Consider the following 16,941-nt stretch of genomic DNA (forward strand, 5'->3'; position numbering starts at 1 on the left):
TCGACTATGGGTGCTTTGTGGCAAACCGATTCGAGCAAAACTGTGGTTCCGACTGAACGTGTGGATGAAGCGCCTTTACCTGAAAAACCTCGCCGTAGTCGCACGAAACACGGCTGGGGTGCCTTCTGGTTGTTGCTGTTGATTATCGCGATTGTCGTGGGTCTGGCTGCCGCCAAGGAAATGCGTACCTCGAAGCTTCAATCCCGGGAAATCAGCAAATTTGCCGCGACCCTGAAATATGATTTACAACCCGGCCCCAGCGACGCCATTCGCTACCCCGGCGCCGGGCCGTTCGATTTGCGTCTGGGCTACAGTTCGCTGGGTGAGTTCCTGCCGAGGTTGCTCAAGCGTGATTACGTCATCTCGGCCCAGACCCGATTTTCCAAGGCGCTGATGGACTACAGCGACAACGGTCTTTTCGTGCCCTATCCGGAGAAAATCCAGGCCGGTTTGCTGATCACCGATTGCCGGGCGGCACCGTTGTATCAGTACAAATATCCACAACAACTCTATTCAAGCTTTGATGTGATCCCGCCCGTGGTGGTCAACAGTTTGCTGTTCATCGAAAACCGCTTCCTGCTCGACCCTCGTCAACCCCGGGCCAACCCTGCCGTGGATTGGCCACGGTTCGGCATGGCCGCGTGGTCGCAGGTTGCCAAGTGGCTGCACATGCCCGGCCAGTCGGCGGGCGGCAGTACCCTGGCGACGCAACTCGAAAAGTACCGTCACTCACCGGATGGCTTGACCGTGTCGGGCGGGGAAAAAATCCGCCAGATGATTTCTGCCACCGTGCGCGCCTATCAGGGCGGGCCGGACACCCTGGAAGCCCGGCAGAACGTGGTGCGCGACTACCTCAACAGCGTGCCCCTGTCGGCGGTCCCTGGCCACGGTGAAGTGCACGGCATGGCCGAAGGTTTGCGCGTCTGGTACGGCGCCGATTTCAACAAGGCCAACGAGACGCTGGCCAGCACCGCCACGGACCCGCAAAGCCTGGCCGCCAAAGGCCTGGCCCTGCGTGAAATACTCTCGTTGATGATCGCTCAGCGCCGTCCTTCCCACTACCTGACCAAGGGCCGTGATGAATTGGCTGATCTCACCGACAGCCACATTCGCCTGCTGGCACAGAACAACGTGATTGATGCGCCGTTTGCGGCGGCCGCACTGGCCAGCAAAGTGACCTACCGTGACTGGCAGACCCAGCCGACCATTCAACCGATCGAAACCAACAAAGGCATCAGCGTGGCGCGCAGTCGCCTGGGTGGCTTGCTCAATCGGCCGCTGTACGACCTCGACCGCCTCGATCTGTCGGCCACCACCACCCTGCAAGGCGACCTGCAAACCCAGGCCACCGAATACCTCAAGCATTTGGCCGACCCGGCGTTTGCCGCGCAAATCGGCCTGATGGGCGAACGCCTGCTCACGCCCACCAGCACCACGCAAGTGCGCTACAGCTTCACGCTGTTCGAACTGACCCCGGACGGCTCGCGGGTGCGGGTGCAGACCGACAGCACCGACCAGCCGTTCGACATCAACGAAGGCAGCAAGCTGGAATTGGGCTCCACCGCGAAAATGCGCGTGCTGACGACTTATCTGCAAATCATCGCCGAGCTGCACGACAAGTACGCCGACATGACCGTACCGGAATTGAAGAAAGTCGATGTCCCGGATCAGGATCGCCTGAGCCGCTGGGCCGTCGATTACCTGATCGAGAACAAGGACCGCAACCTGCCGGCCATGCTCGGCGCCGCGCTGGACCGCAAATATTCCGCCAGCCCCGGCGAAGCCTTTTTCACCGGCGGCGGGCTGCACACCTTCGTCAACTTCCGCAAGGAAGACAACGGCCGCATACCGACCCTGCGCGATGCCCTGCGCGAGTCGATCAACCTGCCGTTCATTCGGCTGATGCGTGATCTGGTGCGCTATACCACCTACTCCGGCCCCAACAACAGCGCTGCACTGCTCGGGGACGACCGCGATCCCCGGCGCCAGGAATACCTGGCCGAGTTCGCCGACCGCGAGGGCACTTCGTTCCTGCTCAAGTTCTGGAAAAAGTACAAGAACAAGGACACCCAGGCACGCCTCGAAACGTTCCTCGACAGCATGCGCCCGACGCCGATTCGCATCGCCGCCGTGCATCGTTATCTGCTGCCGCAGGCCAGCCAGGAAAGCTTCAACGCCTTTGTGCGCGCGCACCTCACAGGCGTCAAACTCACCGAAAAACTCACGGATGAACGCCTCCAGCGGCTCTACGAAAATTACGCCCCCGGCATCTACGACTTGCCGGATCAGGGCTTCATCGCCAAGGTGCACCCGCTGGACTTGTGGCTGATGGGTTACCTGCTGAACAACCCGGATGCCAAGTGGAGCCAGATCGTCAAAGCCAGTCAGTTCGAGCGTCAGGAAGTCTACAGCTGGCTGTTCAAGAGTCGTCACAAGGGCGCCCGCGACAGCCGTATCCGCACCATGCTGGAGATCGAGGCATTTCTCGACATTCACGCGCGCTGGCAGAAAGTCGGCTACCCGTTCGATCACCTGGTGCCATCGCTGGCCACCGCCATCGGCAGTTCCGGCGACCGTCCGGCGGCGCTGGGCGAATTGATCGGCACCATCCTCAACGATGGCGTGCGCATGCCGACATTGCGCATCGACACCCTGCACTTCGCGGCGAATACACCGTACGAAACCAAACTGATCAATGATCCGGACGCCGGCAAACGGGTCATGCCATCAGAGGTGGCCGCGGCCATGCGCGAGGCCCTGTCGCAAGTGGTGGATGCCGGTACGGCGAAACGTGTGTCCGGCAGTTTCATCACGCCCGATGGCAAACCATTGGCCATGGGCGGCAAGACCGGGACCGGGGATAACCGCATCGAAGCCATCGGTTCCGGCGGACGGATTCTGAGCTCGAAGTCGATCAACCGCACGGCCACCTTTGTGTTTTATATCGGTGATACCCACTTCGGTACGTTGACCGCATTCGTGCCGGGGCGCACGGCCGAAGCGTTCAAGTTCACCTCGGCGCTACCGGTGCAAGTGCTCAAGGGCATGGCGCCGATTCTCACGCCGTACTTGCAGCCGGGTAGTCACACGATGTGTCTGCCGGTCCAGGTGGCAAAGCAGTGAGCCCCGTGGTGGTATTTAGTTATTTTTCAGATGCGCATATTCAATGCATCAGCGGCTAATCCGGCCAATTAACCCCTGATATTCAAACTTTTATTTCGGGCATCAACCGATAGGCTGGTCATTCTTAATCGAGACTCAAGGATGATCACGATGCTCTACTCAGCCCTGCCTGCCGCCACCACTGTGGATAAAGGCAAACACTACGACCTCATCAAGACCCGTATCAGCGACTGTTTCCAGACGGCCTCCCCCGAAAGAGGCAAAGCCCTGGCCGGCGTCAAACTGAAAATCGAGCAATGGTATGCCGACGATACCTTGCTGAAAGCCGCCAACAAGGAAGCGTGGGCCGCACAAAACCAGGTGGATCGGCGCCTCAACAACGTGCAGGACGTTTATTCATTTGCGGCCCCGCTGCTCCAGGCCAGGCTCAAGGAACGGTACGGGGTCGAAGACGACGTCAAGACCACTTACCTGCGCCTCTATCTCCCCAAAGAGCAATCCTGGTGGGTGATCAATACCTCAGGCGGCGTCACGACTCGAACCGTCTCGTTGCTCGACGCTGCGCTGCATAATTTCGCCGCCGGTGAAACCAGCGAAACAGAATCCGAGTTCATCAGCAAACCCGGCGAGCGCGGGCACTTCACGATCAAACCGATCAAACGCAAGATGACCATTCAACAGTTCCAGGCCCTGTGCCGGGAGCTGGATATCGGCGCGAAATACACCGCCCATGTAAAAAGCGTTTTGCTGCCCAGCGGCGTGTTGGCCAGAAAAGAGCTCCAGGACACGATCATCACCAGCCAGAAAACCGCGATCAAAGCCGCGGCACTCATGGCACGGATGAAAGGCGACATCAGCGAGAACGCTCACAGAGTCGTGACCGGCATGCTGGCAGGACAGCAGCGACTGACCCTGGAAGGCAAGGTCATGCAATGCTGCGATCTGGCGATGATGGACACGACCTTGACCGGCATCGTTGTCATGACGCCCGTCAGGGAGCAGAGCCGAGGCGTCGACCGGATCATTGCGTACGTTCCCCATGACCCGGAACATCCGCTGAAGGAATACCCGTCGGCGGGCGATTTCGTCCTCGAACTGACCCGCCAGTTGCGCGACAACAAGGTCAGCGCCTCATCGCAGATGAGCTATCGGCAATTCTTCAGTCAGTTTGTCGACCAGCGTCAACGCGGGCATTTTTTCGCCGGGCTTGAACAACGCCTCAGCCGCGTGACCTGGCATCAGAAAGCGCCCCTCGATCAACGCCCCTCGTGGCGCGAGACCCCGGTGGACCGGCCCGAATTGCAGTTCAGCGCGATCCCTTTCACCCTGACACTCAGCGAGTCGCTGTATCAGCGCAAGCTCGACAAAATCCTCAATGACGCCCGCGACCTCGCGGTGTCCACCGCCGATGCCGACAGCAAGGCGCGCCGGGCCTGGTGGGAAAACGTGCAGAAAATGTTGGCGGATATCTTCAACGCCGCGCTGCTGGTCATCACCCCGTTCGTACCGGTCCTGGGTGAGGCCATGCTGGTGTACAGCGTTTATCAGCTCAGCAGCGAAGTCATCGAGGGCGTGGTCGATCTGGCTGAAGGCCTGGGCGTGGAGGCCGCCGAACACGTGATCGGCGTGGTAACCGACCTGATCCAGCTGGCGGCCGTCGGTGCCGGGTTCGCGATCGCCAAGCCCTTTGCGATCAAACTGTCGCCCTTCGTCGAGAGGATGAAACCGGTACAACTGCCCGACGGAGAACCCCGGTTGTGGCATCCCGACCTCACGCCCTACGAACAGCAGAAAACAGACCTGCCCTCCCAGACAAAACCCGATGCAACGGGCTTGCACTCCCACGAAGGCAAGCAGATTTTGCGCGTGGAAAACAAACACTATGAAGTGCGCAAAGACACGAAAACCGGCCAGCATCACCTGCAACACCCCAAACGCAGCAATGCCTACCAGCCACAGCTGACGCTGAACGGCGCCGGCGCCTATGTGCTTGAAGGTGAGCAGCCGCGCACCTGGAATGACGCCACCCTGTTGCGCCGCATCGGGCCTTCGGCGACCGGCCTCAGCGACTCGCAGCTTGAAACAGCCCGCAGGATCAGCGGCACCGACCCCGCCGAACTGCGCGGGATGTATGTCAAAAACCAGCGTCCGCCGGTATTGCTGACCGATACGATCAAACGCCTGGGCATTGATCAGGACGTTCAGACATTCATCGAGCAGACGAACAGTGATGACGCCAGCCGCGAACAAGCGCCGACGTCGCTGGTCCACGAAAAATTTCCCGACATCCCCGCGCAAGGCATCAGCAAACTCCTGGCGAAGGCCACCCGGGTTGAACGGGAAACCATGACCCACGAAAAACGCATCCCCTTGCGCCTGAAAACCATCGCCCGGGAACTGCAACTGGAAACACGCACCGCACGAGGCTATGAAGGTTTTTACCGGGACTCGCTGATCAGTGTCGACACCGAACGCCTGACCCTCAACGCCTTGCGTCTGTTCAGTGATTCACTGGGCGACCTGCGCATCGAGATCCGCGCTGACAGTGTCGATGGCGAGCTCAGGTGCATGGCCGGCCCGGCGGATGCCTCCGTTGTACGAATACTGGTCAAAGGAAAAAACAACACCTACGAGGTTCGCGACAGCTCGAATGCAAAACTGCATGAGGCGGCTGATCTCTACCGGTCCATTCTGCAGGCCTTGCCTGAGCAGAAGCGTAGAGAACTGGGCTACCAGACTCGTGAAGGGGGGTTGTTCAAACAATGGGTCATGGTGAAGACCGAGCCGGTCACCGAACGCCGCACCCTGCTTGATGACCGTGGGCCGGCCCCTCCTCCCTCAACGGAAAACCTTCTGCTGGTACGCGGACCGGCACTGTCAAGGTGGGGCGTAACCCTGGAAGAGCGTGTGGCGGATCTGTATCCGCACTTCAGCGAAAACGAAATGCGCACCTTCATCGAGTCGCTCTACACCCGGGACGATGCCATTCAGATCCTCGACCGCCTGGAGAAGGACATCGATGACCTGCACGTACTGCTCAGGCAGTGGCAGTATCACCAGCTCGATGGCTGGTCCGGCACGGCTTTCACGAGGAATAACGGACAGCACATCATTGAACGACTGGTCGAATGCTTCGAGCGCAAATCCACGGTGTTCGGCAAACGCAGTGCGCATCTGGACGAAGGCTACGCGCTGGACCTGTCGACGGAGTTTTCACAGTACGACCTCGACCTGTGGTGGAACAAACTGCCCGAGCTGGGCAAATACCTCGATCAGGTCTCGACCCTGAATCTGGACAGCACGCGGTTTTCCACAGACGCCGGCGGCCTGTTGAAAGACTTCCGCCACGTGCGTCAATTGAGCGCCCGGCAATGTGGGCTGACGGCAGTGCCAGAAAGTATCGGCAACATGCATTTGCTGGAAACCCTGCGCCTGAGCGACAACGATATCCGCTTGGCGCCAGCGGATGTCGAGCGACTGCGCAACCTGACCCGCCTGGAAATCGTGAGACTGGACAACAACCCGCTGGGTGCATCCATAAACATCGATCGCATGCCCCGGCTCAGAGTGCTGAGTCTGAACAACACGGGCATCGATACCTGGCCATCGGGCATCTTCAGCAAGCGCCGGCCCAGAAGCTTTTTCCTGGACATGCAGCAAAACCCCATCACCCACATACCTGACGTCGCGGCCGGGTCGGATCAGGCGTTCATCATCGCCCGAACACGCCTCTATACAAGCAACCTTACCGACTGGAATCGAATCGCCTACGAGGACTATCGAAAATCGGTGGGCATCTATCCGCAGATCTTCTACTCCAGGGTGGCCAATCGAGAACTGATCAAGTGGCCAATCCCCGATGACATGATCTGGGGCAGCGACACCCGAGGCATCGGAACGCTCAGGCCGGAACTCTGGAGCGACCTGGCACTGGAGCCCAATTCAGAGGGCTTCTTCATGGTCATCGAGAAGCTGCGAATGTCGGCGGACTATCGGCGGGCCGGGGAATCGCGCCAACAGCTCGCCGACCGGGTATGGCGAATGATCGATGCCGCTTATCTCGATACCGCTGTGCGCGAAGAGCTGTTCACCATGGCCACGGCACCCACCACCTGCGCCGATGCCGGCGCGCAGTTGTTCAATAACATGGGCATCAAAGTGCTCACCTCAGAGGCGTATTCGGACTCGACAACCGCTGCGCAACTGCAGGGCAAACTGGTGAAACTGGCAAAGGGCGCTGCCCGTCTCGAGCAGGTCAACGCCATCGCCCGAGCCGACATCACCGCACGCACGGGAATGCCTGATGAGGTGGAAGTGCATCTGGCCTATGAAACCGGGCTGGCGCTGCGCCTGGATTTGCCCTGGCAGTCGCAAAACATGCTTTCGCGCAGAGTCGCCGGGGTTTCCGACGCGGCCATTGCCCAGGCCTACGACACGGTCATCGCTCTGGAACAGGGCGATGGCCTGGTGAACGGCATGCTCGACCAGTCATTCTGGAGCAAGTACCTGCGCGAGACCTGGCCCGGTGAATTCAGAAACAACGCCATCACCTACGAAAACAAAGCCGACCTGCTGGACCAGTTGCGGCAGGCACAACAGGCATGGGCGGACGCCAAGGCCTTGTCGGACCCTGACAAAGTACGGCTGAAGGAACGGTTGAAAACCCTCGCCGGCGAGTTTCCCGTGCCCGAAAGCGTGGTGTTCACCGGTGACGCCATGACCGATCAAACCTATGAACGGTTGTACAGCGACATCGGTGACGACGAGCAGGAACTGGGCAGACGGCTGACCCGCGAGGCGCTGAAAAAGGCCGGGGTGTAACGCGAGCGCCCTGAAGGAGGACATGTTTTCCACCTTCAGGGCGCTTTCGTCAGGCTTCCGAATCCCAGATCACCGTGGCGGTGCCGGAAAATTGAGTGCCGCCATACTTGAGCATCTCCTTCGTATCGTCCCGGCCCACCTCGAAGTGCAAGGTGCCTGGTTTGCGATCGACGTAGTGCCCCGGTTGAAACAACTCGGTGCCTGAACCACTCAGCAATAACGGCTGGCGGTTGACGGGTGAACCGTCTGCGCGGGTCAGACCGCTGGGCAGGCTCACGCTGATCTGCATCGGCACCTGATGGTTGTCTGCATTGCGCAGACTGCAGGTGTCGCCCATTTCCTGTCCGCACTCCAGCTTCATTTTGAAACGTGAAGAGGCCGAGATGTTGAAGGTCTGATCGCGAAACAGGCGTGCCGGCTGGCGATTGTTGTTCAGCCAGGCCTGCCAGCCGCCCTGGGGTACCAGTTCCACATGGTTGCCACCGGGAGGCACTTCGACCTTGAGGGTGTGTTGCACGTCCAGAGAGAAGTTAAAGGTCAAGGTTTCGTCATTGGGAATCATGATGTCGCCAAAATCGAAATCCTTGTTCGGCCCCACCGTAAAAGTAATAAAGCCTGAATATTGACCTGTCTGCATTCTCAATGGATTGGGCGTTCTCAGTTCATAGCTGTATTCGAAATTGACGTAATCAAGTTGCGGGATATCGACCAGAGACGCCATACCGCAAGCACCCGCCCCTTCCGGCACGAGCCAAAACCAGAGTCTGATTGTCGGGCCTGCCGCGTACATGCCCGAAGCCTGGCAAGGAGCCGGCGCGCCGCCCCAGATACCTCCCCATGCATAGGTTCCAGGTGGGTTGGGAATATCAAAGCGGTTGCCGACGCCCGCTATGCGCATTTCAACGGCTTGTCGGTCTCCCCTTTCGGATATCACCTCAAAACGGCGCCAATCGGACGGAACCTTGAACATCACCCTCTTGCGCTCGTCCAACTCCCCCGCGGCCATCGGACCAGTAGAATGGAATGTTGGCCCCGTGGCACGGATACTGAAAATGCCAAGGGCCTCGCACCGTGCCGGCATATGCCATGGACAAACCCCACTTTGCGGGGTCGTATTTGTGAATTTGTTGACGCTTGGATTGAAGGGGTCCGGCCGGAAAACCGCTGTTATCTCCTGCGTGGCGGCGCTGACGGCTTGCGCGCCAAGCCACAGCAACAACCCTGCACCAAAAGCCACCATACGGTTTATTGCAGATCTTGTTTTCAATTGCATGGTTGTATCTCTGAACGGCCGAATCGCCTTGCCGTTGAAATGATCATGGCGCCAGCGCTTCGAAAATCATGTGCACGCTGCCGTAGTAACTACCCGGTTGATAACCCTCCGGCGCTTCGACCGCGGCCACTTCCAGACCCACGCGCTTGCCGCCCCGGCCATCCAGTTCGGACACCACTTCATCGGCATCCACGCTGAGCCGCTTTCTGTTGAAGGTCACGATCAAGGGAATGTTGTCGCTGTCCCGGCCGTTGCTCAGATACGGCTCGACACTGAGCCGGGCGGAAATCCCACCGTTGGTATTTTTCACATCGAAGTTTTTGCGCAACGGGGCCAACCGGCCCGACACCGGGTTGAAGATCAGCGACTGCTCCTGATGAATCCAGCCGGGTTCCGACGGGATCACGTAAAACTCCGCGGTGGGAATGCTGACCGACACTTCGAACGTTTCACGCTCGGTGATCGCCTGCACCGCGCCGCTGAGCGGTAGCAGCGCCAGCGATAGAGTTGCGAGTGTTGCCTTGAACATTGTCGTCACCTGACACAGTCAATAAGGGCGCTTGTGCAGCGAGTTTCAGCCCTTGAGCTCCACTACTTTCGTGGCCTTGCCCTCGATCATCGTGAAGCGGTATTCACGACCGCTCTGTTTGTCGAACTCAAAGGTGCGGCCCGGCAAGATGTGATGTTTGGTGGTGGGTTGGCAGTCGTTTTCGTTCTTCACCGAGCAGTCCCTGAACTCATCGATCACCACCACGGAGTTGCCTTGATTGCGGATGCGGTACTGACCGGGGCCGTCGTTGATTGCGCTGTCGAAGCGTGTCTCGGCGGGCCGTACAAAAAACACCGTGCCATACCCGGCCAGCACGTTGACCCCGGCAGACAAGCCTTTTTTGTACTCATCGCGTTCCTCTGCGGACACGGCGAACTCGTCTTCTTTTTCCGGCACCACAGGCACGAAACGCACCCGGAAATAACGCTCTTTCTCGCGCTCGCCCATGAACACCAGACGGGAACCCTGCATGCCATTGGCCGGGACGATCAGCCGCGCCGGACTGGCCATCAGTCCGTCGCGGGCCGTGATATCCGCCTGAGTCGTGAGGGGAATTTCTCGCGAGGTGCCATCGGCTTCGTAGATGATTTCCAGGATGTTGACCTTGACGAAGGCCGTGGCGTCGCCGCCGTTGAAGACCCGTTTCAAATAGGTACTTTTGTCGGCGTCCAGATAGTCGTAAACCACGCCGACGTTGATTTGCGGTCCGGCGTGAACCGTCTGCGTGAAAAGACAAAAACCAAACAGTGCCAAAAGGTGTTTCATTGTCCTTAACCTCTTTGAATGACTGACAGCAACGTGTGTCCCACTAAACTTCTGAGTCCCAAATAACCGTTACATTTCCGGAATATTGTCCTGGTCGCCCTGGACTAATCATCTCTGCAACTTCATTGGCAGGGATTTCGAAGTGCAACGTTCCCGGTTTGCGCTCCACATAAAAAGTCGGCTGGAATAATTCAGTACCGCTGCCATCCAGCAACAATGGGCGGCGTTCGACAGGGCGGCCACTCGCGTCGCTTAAACCTCGCGGCAGGCTGACGCTGACGTTCAAGCCAGCAATAATCTGTCCCTCAGAATCAGCTACCGCGCAGCTATTGATATCAAAGGCTTTGAATTGACATTCCATACTCATCTTGAAGCGTGAGCTGGCCGAGATATTGAATGTCTGATCACGGAATAACCTCTCAGGTTTACGGCCCTTGTTCAGCCAGGCTTGCCAGCCGCCCTGTGGAAGCAGCTCAATGCGATTGCCACCGGGAGGGACTTCAACTTTTAGTTCATGCATAACATCAAGAACAAAGTTAAGAGTCAGACTATTATCATTAGGGCGGACGTGATCGCCGAAATCGAAGTCTCCCCTCGGCCCCATCGAATAAGTAATTTGTCCTGTATATCTTCCTGTCCTCATTTTAAGAGGATTAGGTGTTCGGAGTTCATAAGCAAACTGGATAAATCGAAGGTGAAAATCCGGAATATCAAATTTCGCTTGCGGGGCACAAACGCCTGCGCCCTCGGGTACAAGCCACATGTAGTTAATGAAATGGGCGCCGCCACTTACTTTCGTACCGGCACTTCGACAAGGGGCAGGAGCCGTTAACCCCCAATGGCCAGAACTCCACAAGTTCCAATGACCGTATACATCCCCTCCTGTTATATCGTGCACACTGGCACCCAGATCGTGCCGACCGCCAATGCCGGCGATTCGGATTTCAAGTGTTTCAGGATTACCGCCAGCGTCATCGGGTACGACAGTAATAGATCGCCAGTCAGAAGGGACTTGAAAATAAGCGCCTTGACGTTGATCAGGGTGATTAGCCTTAATGGGCCCACCACGGGTCTGCGGGAATCCGCTGGGAATATTGAGACTGAAGATGTTCGCCGCTTTACAGGCAGCGGGCTCACCCGCGCAATACCCATCTGGAGGTGAGGTATTAGTAAATTTGTTGACCATCGGATTGGTGGGATCAGGCTTAAATTCAGCAGTAATTTCAACCGTAGCGGCTCCCGCCATTAAAGAGGCGCTAATCAATACTCCGCCCAGCAAACAGCGACCCATCATGTTTTTCATGGTGCTTAAGATGTTCATCTTATTTCATCCAAATTAGAACAGCCGGTGCGCAACCTAAGAGCATCAAACAACATTTGATTAACCCGCCGTCTCAGCTTTATTAAGCGTGTCTGCCAGCGTGTCCGGGCTGCAACGCAAATCCCCGATCATCAGCACATTGTTTTCACTGCGCGCATTGGCGGTATCGAGACGGAACTGACACAGCAACTGATCGCCCCGGCGCACTTCAAGCGTTGGTGAACCGGCGTTCATTTCCATGGAGAAGAATCCGTCCACTTCCGTCACGCCACGGCTGGCGTGGTTGATGACGTGGTGGCCCTTGAGCGGCTTGCCTTGTGGGTCGAGCAGGCGACCGAGGACGGTCAGGGTTTTGCTCACTGTGATCTTGCGGTAGTCCACTCCACCCTTGTTCAAGTGATAGCGGGTACGGGGCGGCTGGATACTCGCCGACGGTACGTGATTGCCTTCGAAGTCGAAGCTGACCGAACTGTTTTTGTAAGCCGTCAGCGGCACGTAGTTGCGACCCGGACGCAAGGTCGCGCTGCCGCCACTGAGATCGTCGGCGCGCAGTGCAATCTCGTCGAGGTCGGTTTCCACATCGATGATCATTCCGGCGCCACCGGCGTGTTGCTGGCTGGTCATGACCATGTGCTGGCCACCCACGGCCACGGTACTGTCGAGGTTCAAGCCACCGGTGTAGTTGCCGTTGTAGGAAGAGCGCTGGAGGAAGGCATCGCCATTGAAGGCGTCGGCTTGAAAGCTGCTCTGGCCGGACAACCCGACGCCATAGGTGTCGGCCAGGGCTGTCACCGAGACGCTTTGCAGCACATGGTCCTCAAGGGTCTTGCGGTAAGTCAGCGAGCCGTTGTTGTCGCGCCCGCCTTCTCTGGCCGTGCGGGTGCCGATACTGCCCATCCATTGTTCACCCGGCCCGCCGAGCGCCAGGCTGACACTCAGGTCGACCCCGCGATTGCGTTTGTCGCCACTGCTGAAACTGCCCGGGCGGTCGAACACCGAGAAGCGCCAGTTGGCGTCACTGCCAAACAGCATGGTTCGTTGCGACCAGCCCAGATCGAGCGCGGCACCTTCGGTGTTGCCCTCGGTGTAGGACACCCGCCCGTTAAGCGAATTCTTGCTGTTGAGTCGATGGTTGATCGCCAGTGAAGAGCTGCTGGTCTGGCCGATAAAGACGTTGCGCTGACGCACCCGGGTACCATCCGGCAGGGTCTCATAGGTGTTGGTGGTGTCGAGCCAGCTGCGGTTGTGCGTGGCGAACAGGCTGCCGGATCCATAGCTGTAATTGGCTTGCAGATCCATCCCGGTGCCGTGGTCCTGGGTTCGATAAACATTGCCGTACAGGCTGGTGTTGTTGGCCAGGGTCCAGTCGATCGACGAACCGTATTGCTGTTTGTCCTGCACCTGTCGCCCCGACAGCCCCACGATCACGCGCGGATGCAGCAGGTAGTTGATGGCCGCCCCGGCGGTCATGTCGCCGTAAGACTGCTCATCCCAGTTGCTCAGCAACTTGCTTTCTTGCCCGGCAAACAGGTTGTAGCGCCAGCGCTCATCGGGGTTGCGCCAGTTGCTGGGCTTGTACACCAGCTCCTGGGTGGTCGCCGTGATCTGGCCATCTTCGATCAGCCGCACTTCGACTTCGTAGATGCCCCCCGGCAGCGTCCGGGTATCGAGGGTTTGCAGGCCGGCAGCGACGGCCTGGGTGTTGATCAGCACGCCATTGCGAAAGATCTCCACCGAAGCCTGGCGGTTGGCGGTGACGTAGATCGGGTAAACGCTGGGCTTGGGGCTGTTGATGGCCAGGCTGTCGGAGCTGCCGTACATCAGGCCCACCGCCGTGTCGGGGTTGGCGCCAAACGAGCGCAACTGACGGCTCAAACCTTCGGAGTTGGGGGTGAAATAGCCCAGACGCAGAAAACTGCCCTGCAGCTCTCGCTGACCGTAAAGCTCATGAACCGCGTGATAGAGCTTGTCATCCGGACCGCCCAGACGGGCCAATTGCAGGTTCGCACGCTGGGTCCAGTTGCCCAGACTGCTGCTGGCCTCCAGGCCATAGCGCCCGCCCAGGTCCTGATCCTGGCCACCGTTGAGGTTCAATTGATTGCGCACGATCAGGCCGGTGCTGCCGTCTTGCGGCAACTCGTAATAGCGCCGGGCCTCGGTATCGCGCTCGGCATTTTCGGTGGCGATCGATACCAGCGAATTCTGCAGGTTGTAATGCACCGCCAGCATCTGCTCGGGGCAACTGCCCTGGCAGGCGCCCAAGACAACGCCTTGTTTCAAATAAGTAGCCCAGACCTCGCGCTCACTGGCGGAGACAGGGCTGTCGCCGGTATCGGTGAAGTCCAGCAACGTGACGCGATCATCCTTCGTCAAAACGATCATCGCCTCACCCAGAAACTGTTGATCACGCTCCACCCGAACCGCCAATGGCACATCGAAGAAGTGCTCTTCGAATTCCGCCGGCAACCCTTTGGCCTGAGCCAACAGAGTGCGTGGCGTATTGGCGTTGTTAGTGGGCGCAGCAAAGGCACCGGCACATAAAAAAAGTGCAAGCGCCGCCGCGATGGGAGTCATCGGGAACATGATCTTGATACTCGAGTTACTTAGGAAGTTGACATCCACCGGTCATCCGTTGATGACCGGTGGGCCAAAACTAATGAATAAAGAAATCCTTATTCAAAAGGGCGGTCAATCAAATGACAACGGGTTCAAATACCACGGCAAAGCTGCCTCGGTATTCACCGGATTGAGTGTCGCTAGGGATAGCGGCCTTGATCACCATCGGCTTCTGCACACCTGGTACAGATTCGATAGCCCCGGCAACTTCCTGGGTGGTGTCGTTCAGCACGACTCCACCGAGGGTCACTGTCAACGCGATGTCGTCGCGACCATTGAACAGCTTTGCCTCGCCATCAATCAAGGCATTGATGGAGCCGTTGGCTGCCGTGTTTTTCAAGGTGAAGGTTTCAGTGATATCGCTCAGCCTGTTGCTAGGCAGCCAACCCATGGTTTCGTCACGACCGAAGCCCGGAGTCAGCGGCGTAACATTGAACTCTGCCGCCGGGACAGTCGCCTTGATGTTAATGACCTGGTTAATCGGGTCAGCAGCGAAAGCCATGGAAGAGCTCAGAGCCAGGACGGTCATCGGAACGACGATAGCAAACTTCTTGAACATGTTAAGTACCTGTCTTTTCAATAGGATTGGAACGTGAAAAGTTTTAATGAGCCAGCCATCTAGATAATGGCGCTTTGACTCAACCCTTCAACGCGACAGCATGATCAAGTATTTTCCCAACAAAGTAAGTAGGAAGATTCCGCAGCACTTGTAGTTTTAACAGTCTGCAATGATGACGAAAAAAGTCATGATTACACCCGTTCGATTGTTCAGCCTTCAGAAATAAACTACATACAGTATTGATCAAAAAAAACACACAGATCATAACAACTAACATTTCTGTAAGACGCCTACTACTTGTAACTAATAAATGCCTGATGATAAACATTAAAACACGATAATTAGTTCAATTACTCTAAAGCACCGCCCCCTTCCCAGCGAGCGCCGGGTCAGCACGGCACGCGGGTTGACCGTTGATCGGGCGAGCTTGCGCCCGTATTAAGATATATCTTAAGTTGTATCTAAATACGACGAAGAGAAAGCAAAAATGAGAGACCATCATTCCCCCCACCGCGAACACGGCGACGGCCGCGATGGCTTCGAGAAACGTCCCGGCCGCGAGCGCGGTGGACGCGGCCCGCGGGTATTCGCCCCCGGCGACCTGAAATTACTGCTGCTGGCACTGATCGCCGAACAGCCCTGTCACGGCTACGACCTGATCCGCCAGATCGAAGGCATGTTCGACGGTGCCTACAGCCCCAGCCCCGGTGTGATTTACCCGACCCTGACCTTTCTGGAAGAAAGCGAAATGATCCAGGGCGATGCCGAAGGTGGAAAGAAACGCTACACAGTGACCGATGCCGGACGTTTGTCTTTAAGCGAGCAAGCGATTGCCCTGGACGGCGTGCGCATGCGCATCGATGTCAGCAAACGCTCGTTGCGTGGCCATGACCGGCCGGCAGAGATCCACGAAGCGGTGCATAACCTGCGTCATGCGTTGCAACTGCACCACGGTCGCTGGAGCCCCGAAGAAATCCTGCGGGTTGCCGCGTTGCTCAATAACGCCGCCAAAGCCATCGTCGACGGCCCCGCCGTACCCACCGCATCGGAGAAAGCCGAATGACTGAAGTGATCCAAACCATTCACCGTGTCATGCATGAAATCAAACGCCGTCGCCTGGAAGTACTGCGCGTGGTCGACCTGACCCCGCGCATGCGTCGGATTACCCTGGGCGGGCCTGAACTGACAGGCTTCGTCAGCCTCGGCACCGACGACCACGTCAAACTGTTGTTCCCGCAGAACGCGGCAGAACAAGCCGCGTTGGAAACCCTGGTACTTGGCGCCGGCAAAGACAACGGACCGATGCCGGCGATGCGCGACTACACCCCACGCCGCTATGACCTCGACACACTGGAGCTGGACATCGACTTCGTGTTGCATGGCGACGGCCCGGCCTCGACCTGGGCCGAACAGGCCAGACCGGGACAGTTCCTGCACATTGGCGGGCCCCGCGGGTCGATGATCGTGCCGGATATCTTCGACAGCTATTTGCTGATCGGCGACGAAACCGCCCTGCCCGCGATTGCCAGGCGCCTTGAGGGTCTGGCAGCCAATCGGCGTGCGTTGGTGATCGTCGAAGTGGAGAACGGTGCCGAGCAGCAGCGTTTGGAAAGCGCCGCGCAAGTCAACGTAATCTGGGTGTTGCGCGAGGGCGACCGTAACAACTTGCTGAACTCTGTGAAACAGTTGCAGATCCCCGGCGGCAATTTGTACGCGTGGGTGGCGACGGAGACCAAGGTGTCGCGGCAGATTCGTCGAGTGTTGCTGGATGAGCATGGGCTTGACGATCAGTTCGTCAAAGCCGTGGGCTATTGGCGGCTGGATGGCAGCGACGAGGAGTGATCGCGACTCTGTGCCTGCAAATTATTTGTGGCTGCAAATAATCTGTGGCGAGGGAGCTTGCTCCCGCCGGC

General features: G+C 58.1%; 10 protein-coding genes. 4 read left to right on the top strand and 6 right to left on the bottom strand.

The window, feature by feature from the left end; genetic code table 11:
* The first annotated feature begins 6 nt into the window (after positions 1-6).
* Together KJF94_RS20985 and KJF94_RS20990 are read left to right on the top strand one after the other, a co-directional pair.
* Positions 7-3,123 (top strand): transglycosylase domain-containing protein, encoded by a 3,117-nt coding sequence (locus KJF94_RS20985; RefSeq protein ID WP_214378454.1) that lies wholly within the window; start codon positions 7-9, stop codon positions 3,121-3,123.
* A gap of 150 nt (positions 3,124-3,273) precedes the next feature.
* Positions 3,274-7,944: an NEL-type E3 ubiquitin ligase domain-containing protein gene (locus KJF94_RS20990; RefSeq protein ID WP_250548186.1), complete on the top strand. Its 4,671-nt coding sequence runs from the start codon at positions 3,274-3,276 to the stop codon at positions 7,942-7,944.
* Between the two features lie 49 nt (positions 7,945-7,993).
* On the opposite strand, the gene KJF94_RS20995 is transcribed toward KJF94_RS20990, so the two are convergent.
* From KJF94_RS20995 to KJF94_RS21020, 6 genes are all read right to left on the bottom strand, one after another.
* The gene (locus KJF94_RS20995; RefSeq protein ID WP_214378459.1) at positions 7,994-9,217 is read right to left on the bottom strand and encodes a hypothetical protein; all 1,224 of its coding nucleotides are present in this window, start codon (positions 9,215-9,217) and stop codon (positions 7,994-7,996) included.
* A gap of 43 nt (positions 9,218-9,260) precedes the next feature.
* Positions 9,261-9,746 (bottom strand): CS1 type fimbrial major subunit, encoded by a 486-nt coding sequence (locus KJF94_RS21000; protein ID WP_214378461.1) that lies wholly within the window; start codon positions 9,744-9,746, stop codon positions 9,261-9,263.
* A 45-nt stretch (positions 9,747-9,791) separates the two neighbouring features.
* On the bottom strand, positions 9,792-10,532 hold the full coding sequence (locus KJF94_RS21005; protein ID WP_214378463.1) for a molecular chaperone: 741 nt from the start codon (positions 10,530-10,532) through the stop codon (positions 9,792-9,794).
* A gap of 43 nt (positions 10,533-10,575) precedes the next feature.
* The gene (locus tag KJF94_RS21010) at positions 10,576-11,853 is read right to left on the bottom strand and encodes a hypothetical protein (protein ID WP_250548187.1); all 1,278 of its coding nucleotides are present in this window, start codon (positions 11,851-11,853) and stop codon (positions 10,576-10,578) included.
* Positions 11,854-11,913: 60 nt separating this feature from the next.
* The gene (locus KJF94_RS21015) at positions 11,914-14,436 is read right to left on the bottom strand and encodes a TcfC E-set like domain-containing protein (protein WP_214378465.1); all 2,523 of its coding nucleotides are present in this window, start codon (positions 14,434-14,436) and stop codon (positions 11,914-11,916) included.
* 109 nt (positions 14,437-14,545) lie between these two features.
* Complete coding sequence (locus KJF94_RS21020) at positions 14,546-15,028, bottom strand: CS1 type fimbrial major subunit (protein ID WP_214378467.1); 483 nt, start codon at positions 15,026-15,028, stop codon at positions 14,546-14,548.
* A 487-nt stretch (positions 15,029-15,515) separates the two neighbouring features.
* On the opposite strand from KJF94_RS21020, the gene KJF94_RS21025 reads away from it, so the two are divergent.
* Together KJF94_RS21025 and KJF94_RS21030 are read left to right on the top strand one after the other, a co-directional pair.
* Positions 15,516-16,091: a PadR family transcriptional regulator gene (locus tag KJF94_RS21025; RefSeq protein WP_214378469.1), complete on the top strand. Its 576-nt coding sequence runs from the start codon at positions 15,516-15,518 to the stop codon at positions 16,089-16,091.
* A complete protein-coding gene (locus KJF94_RS21030) occupies positions 16,088-16,870 on the top strand; it encodes a siderophore-interacting protein (RefSeq protein WP_214378471.1) in 783 nt (260 codons plus the stop codon). The genes KJF94_RS21025 and KJF94_RS21030 overlap by 4 nt, the downstream gene beginning before the upstream one ends.
* Positions 16,871-16,941: the final 71 nt, after the last annotated feature.

Origin of the sequence: Pseudomonas hormoni (assembly GCF_018502625.1) — a bacterium.
GTDB classification, from domain to species: domain Bacteria; phylum Pseudomonadota; class Gammaproteobacteria; order Pseudomonadales; family Pseudomonadaceae; genus Aquipseudomonas; species Aquipseudomonas hormoni.

Bases quoted from the DNA above. Each gene is read 5' to 3' on its own strand.
- KJF94_RS20985 (WP_214378454.1), top strand. From the start codon at position 7: ATGGGTGCTTTGTGGCAAACCGATTCGAGCAAAACTGTGGTTCCGACT.
- KJF94_RS20990 (WP_250548186.1), top strand. From the start codon at position 3,274: ATGCTCTACTCAGCCCTGCCTGCCGCCACCACTGTGGATAAAGGCAAA.
- KJF94_RS20995 (WP_214378459.1), bottom strand. From the start codon at position 9,217: ATGCAATTGAAAACAAGATCTGCAATAAACCGTATGGTGGCTTTTGGT.
- KJF94_RS21000 (WP_214378461.1), bottom strand. From the start codon at position 9,746: ATGTTCAAGGCAACACTCGCAACTCTATCGCTGGCGCTGCTACCGCTC.
- KJF94_RS21005 (WP_214378463.1), bottom strand. From the start codon at position 10,532: ATGAAACACCTTTTGGCACTGTTTGGTTTTTGTCTTTTCACGCAGACG.
- KJF94_RS21010 (WP_250548187.1), bottom strand. From the start codon at position 11,853: ATGAACATCTTAAGCACCATGAAAAACATGATGGGTCGCTGTTTGCTG.
- KJF94_RS21015 (WP_214378465.1), bottom strand. From the start codon at position 14,436: ATGTTCCCGATGACTCCCATCGCGGCGGCGCTTGCACTTTTTTTATGT.
- KJF94_RS21020 (WP_214378467.1), bottom strand. From the start codon at position 15,028: ATGTTCAAGAAGTTTGCTATCGTCGTTCCGATGACCGTCCTGGCTCTG.
- KJF94_RS21025 (WP_214378469.1), top strand. From the start codon at position 15,516: ATGAGAGACCATCATTCCCCCCACCGCGAACACGGCGACGGCCGCGAT.
- KJF94_RS21030 (WP_214378471.1), top strand. From the start codon at position 16,088: ATGACTGAAGTGATCCAAACCATTCACCGTGTCATGCATGAAATCAAA.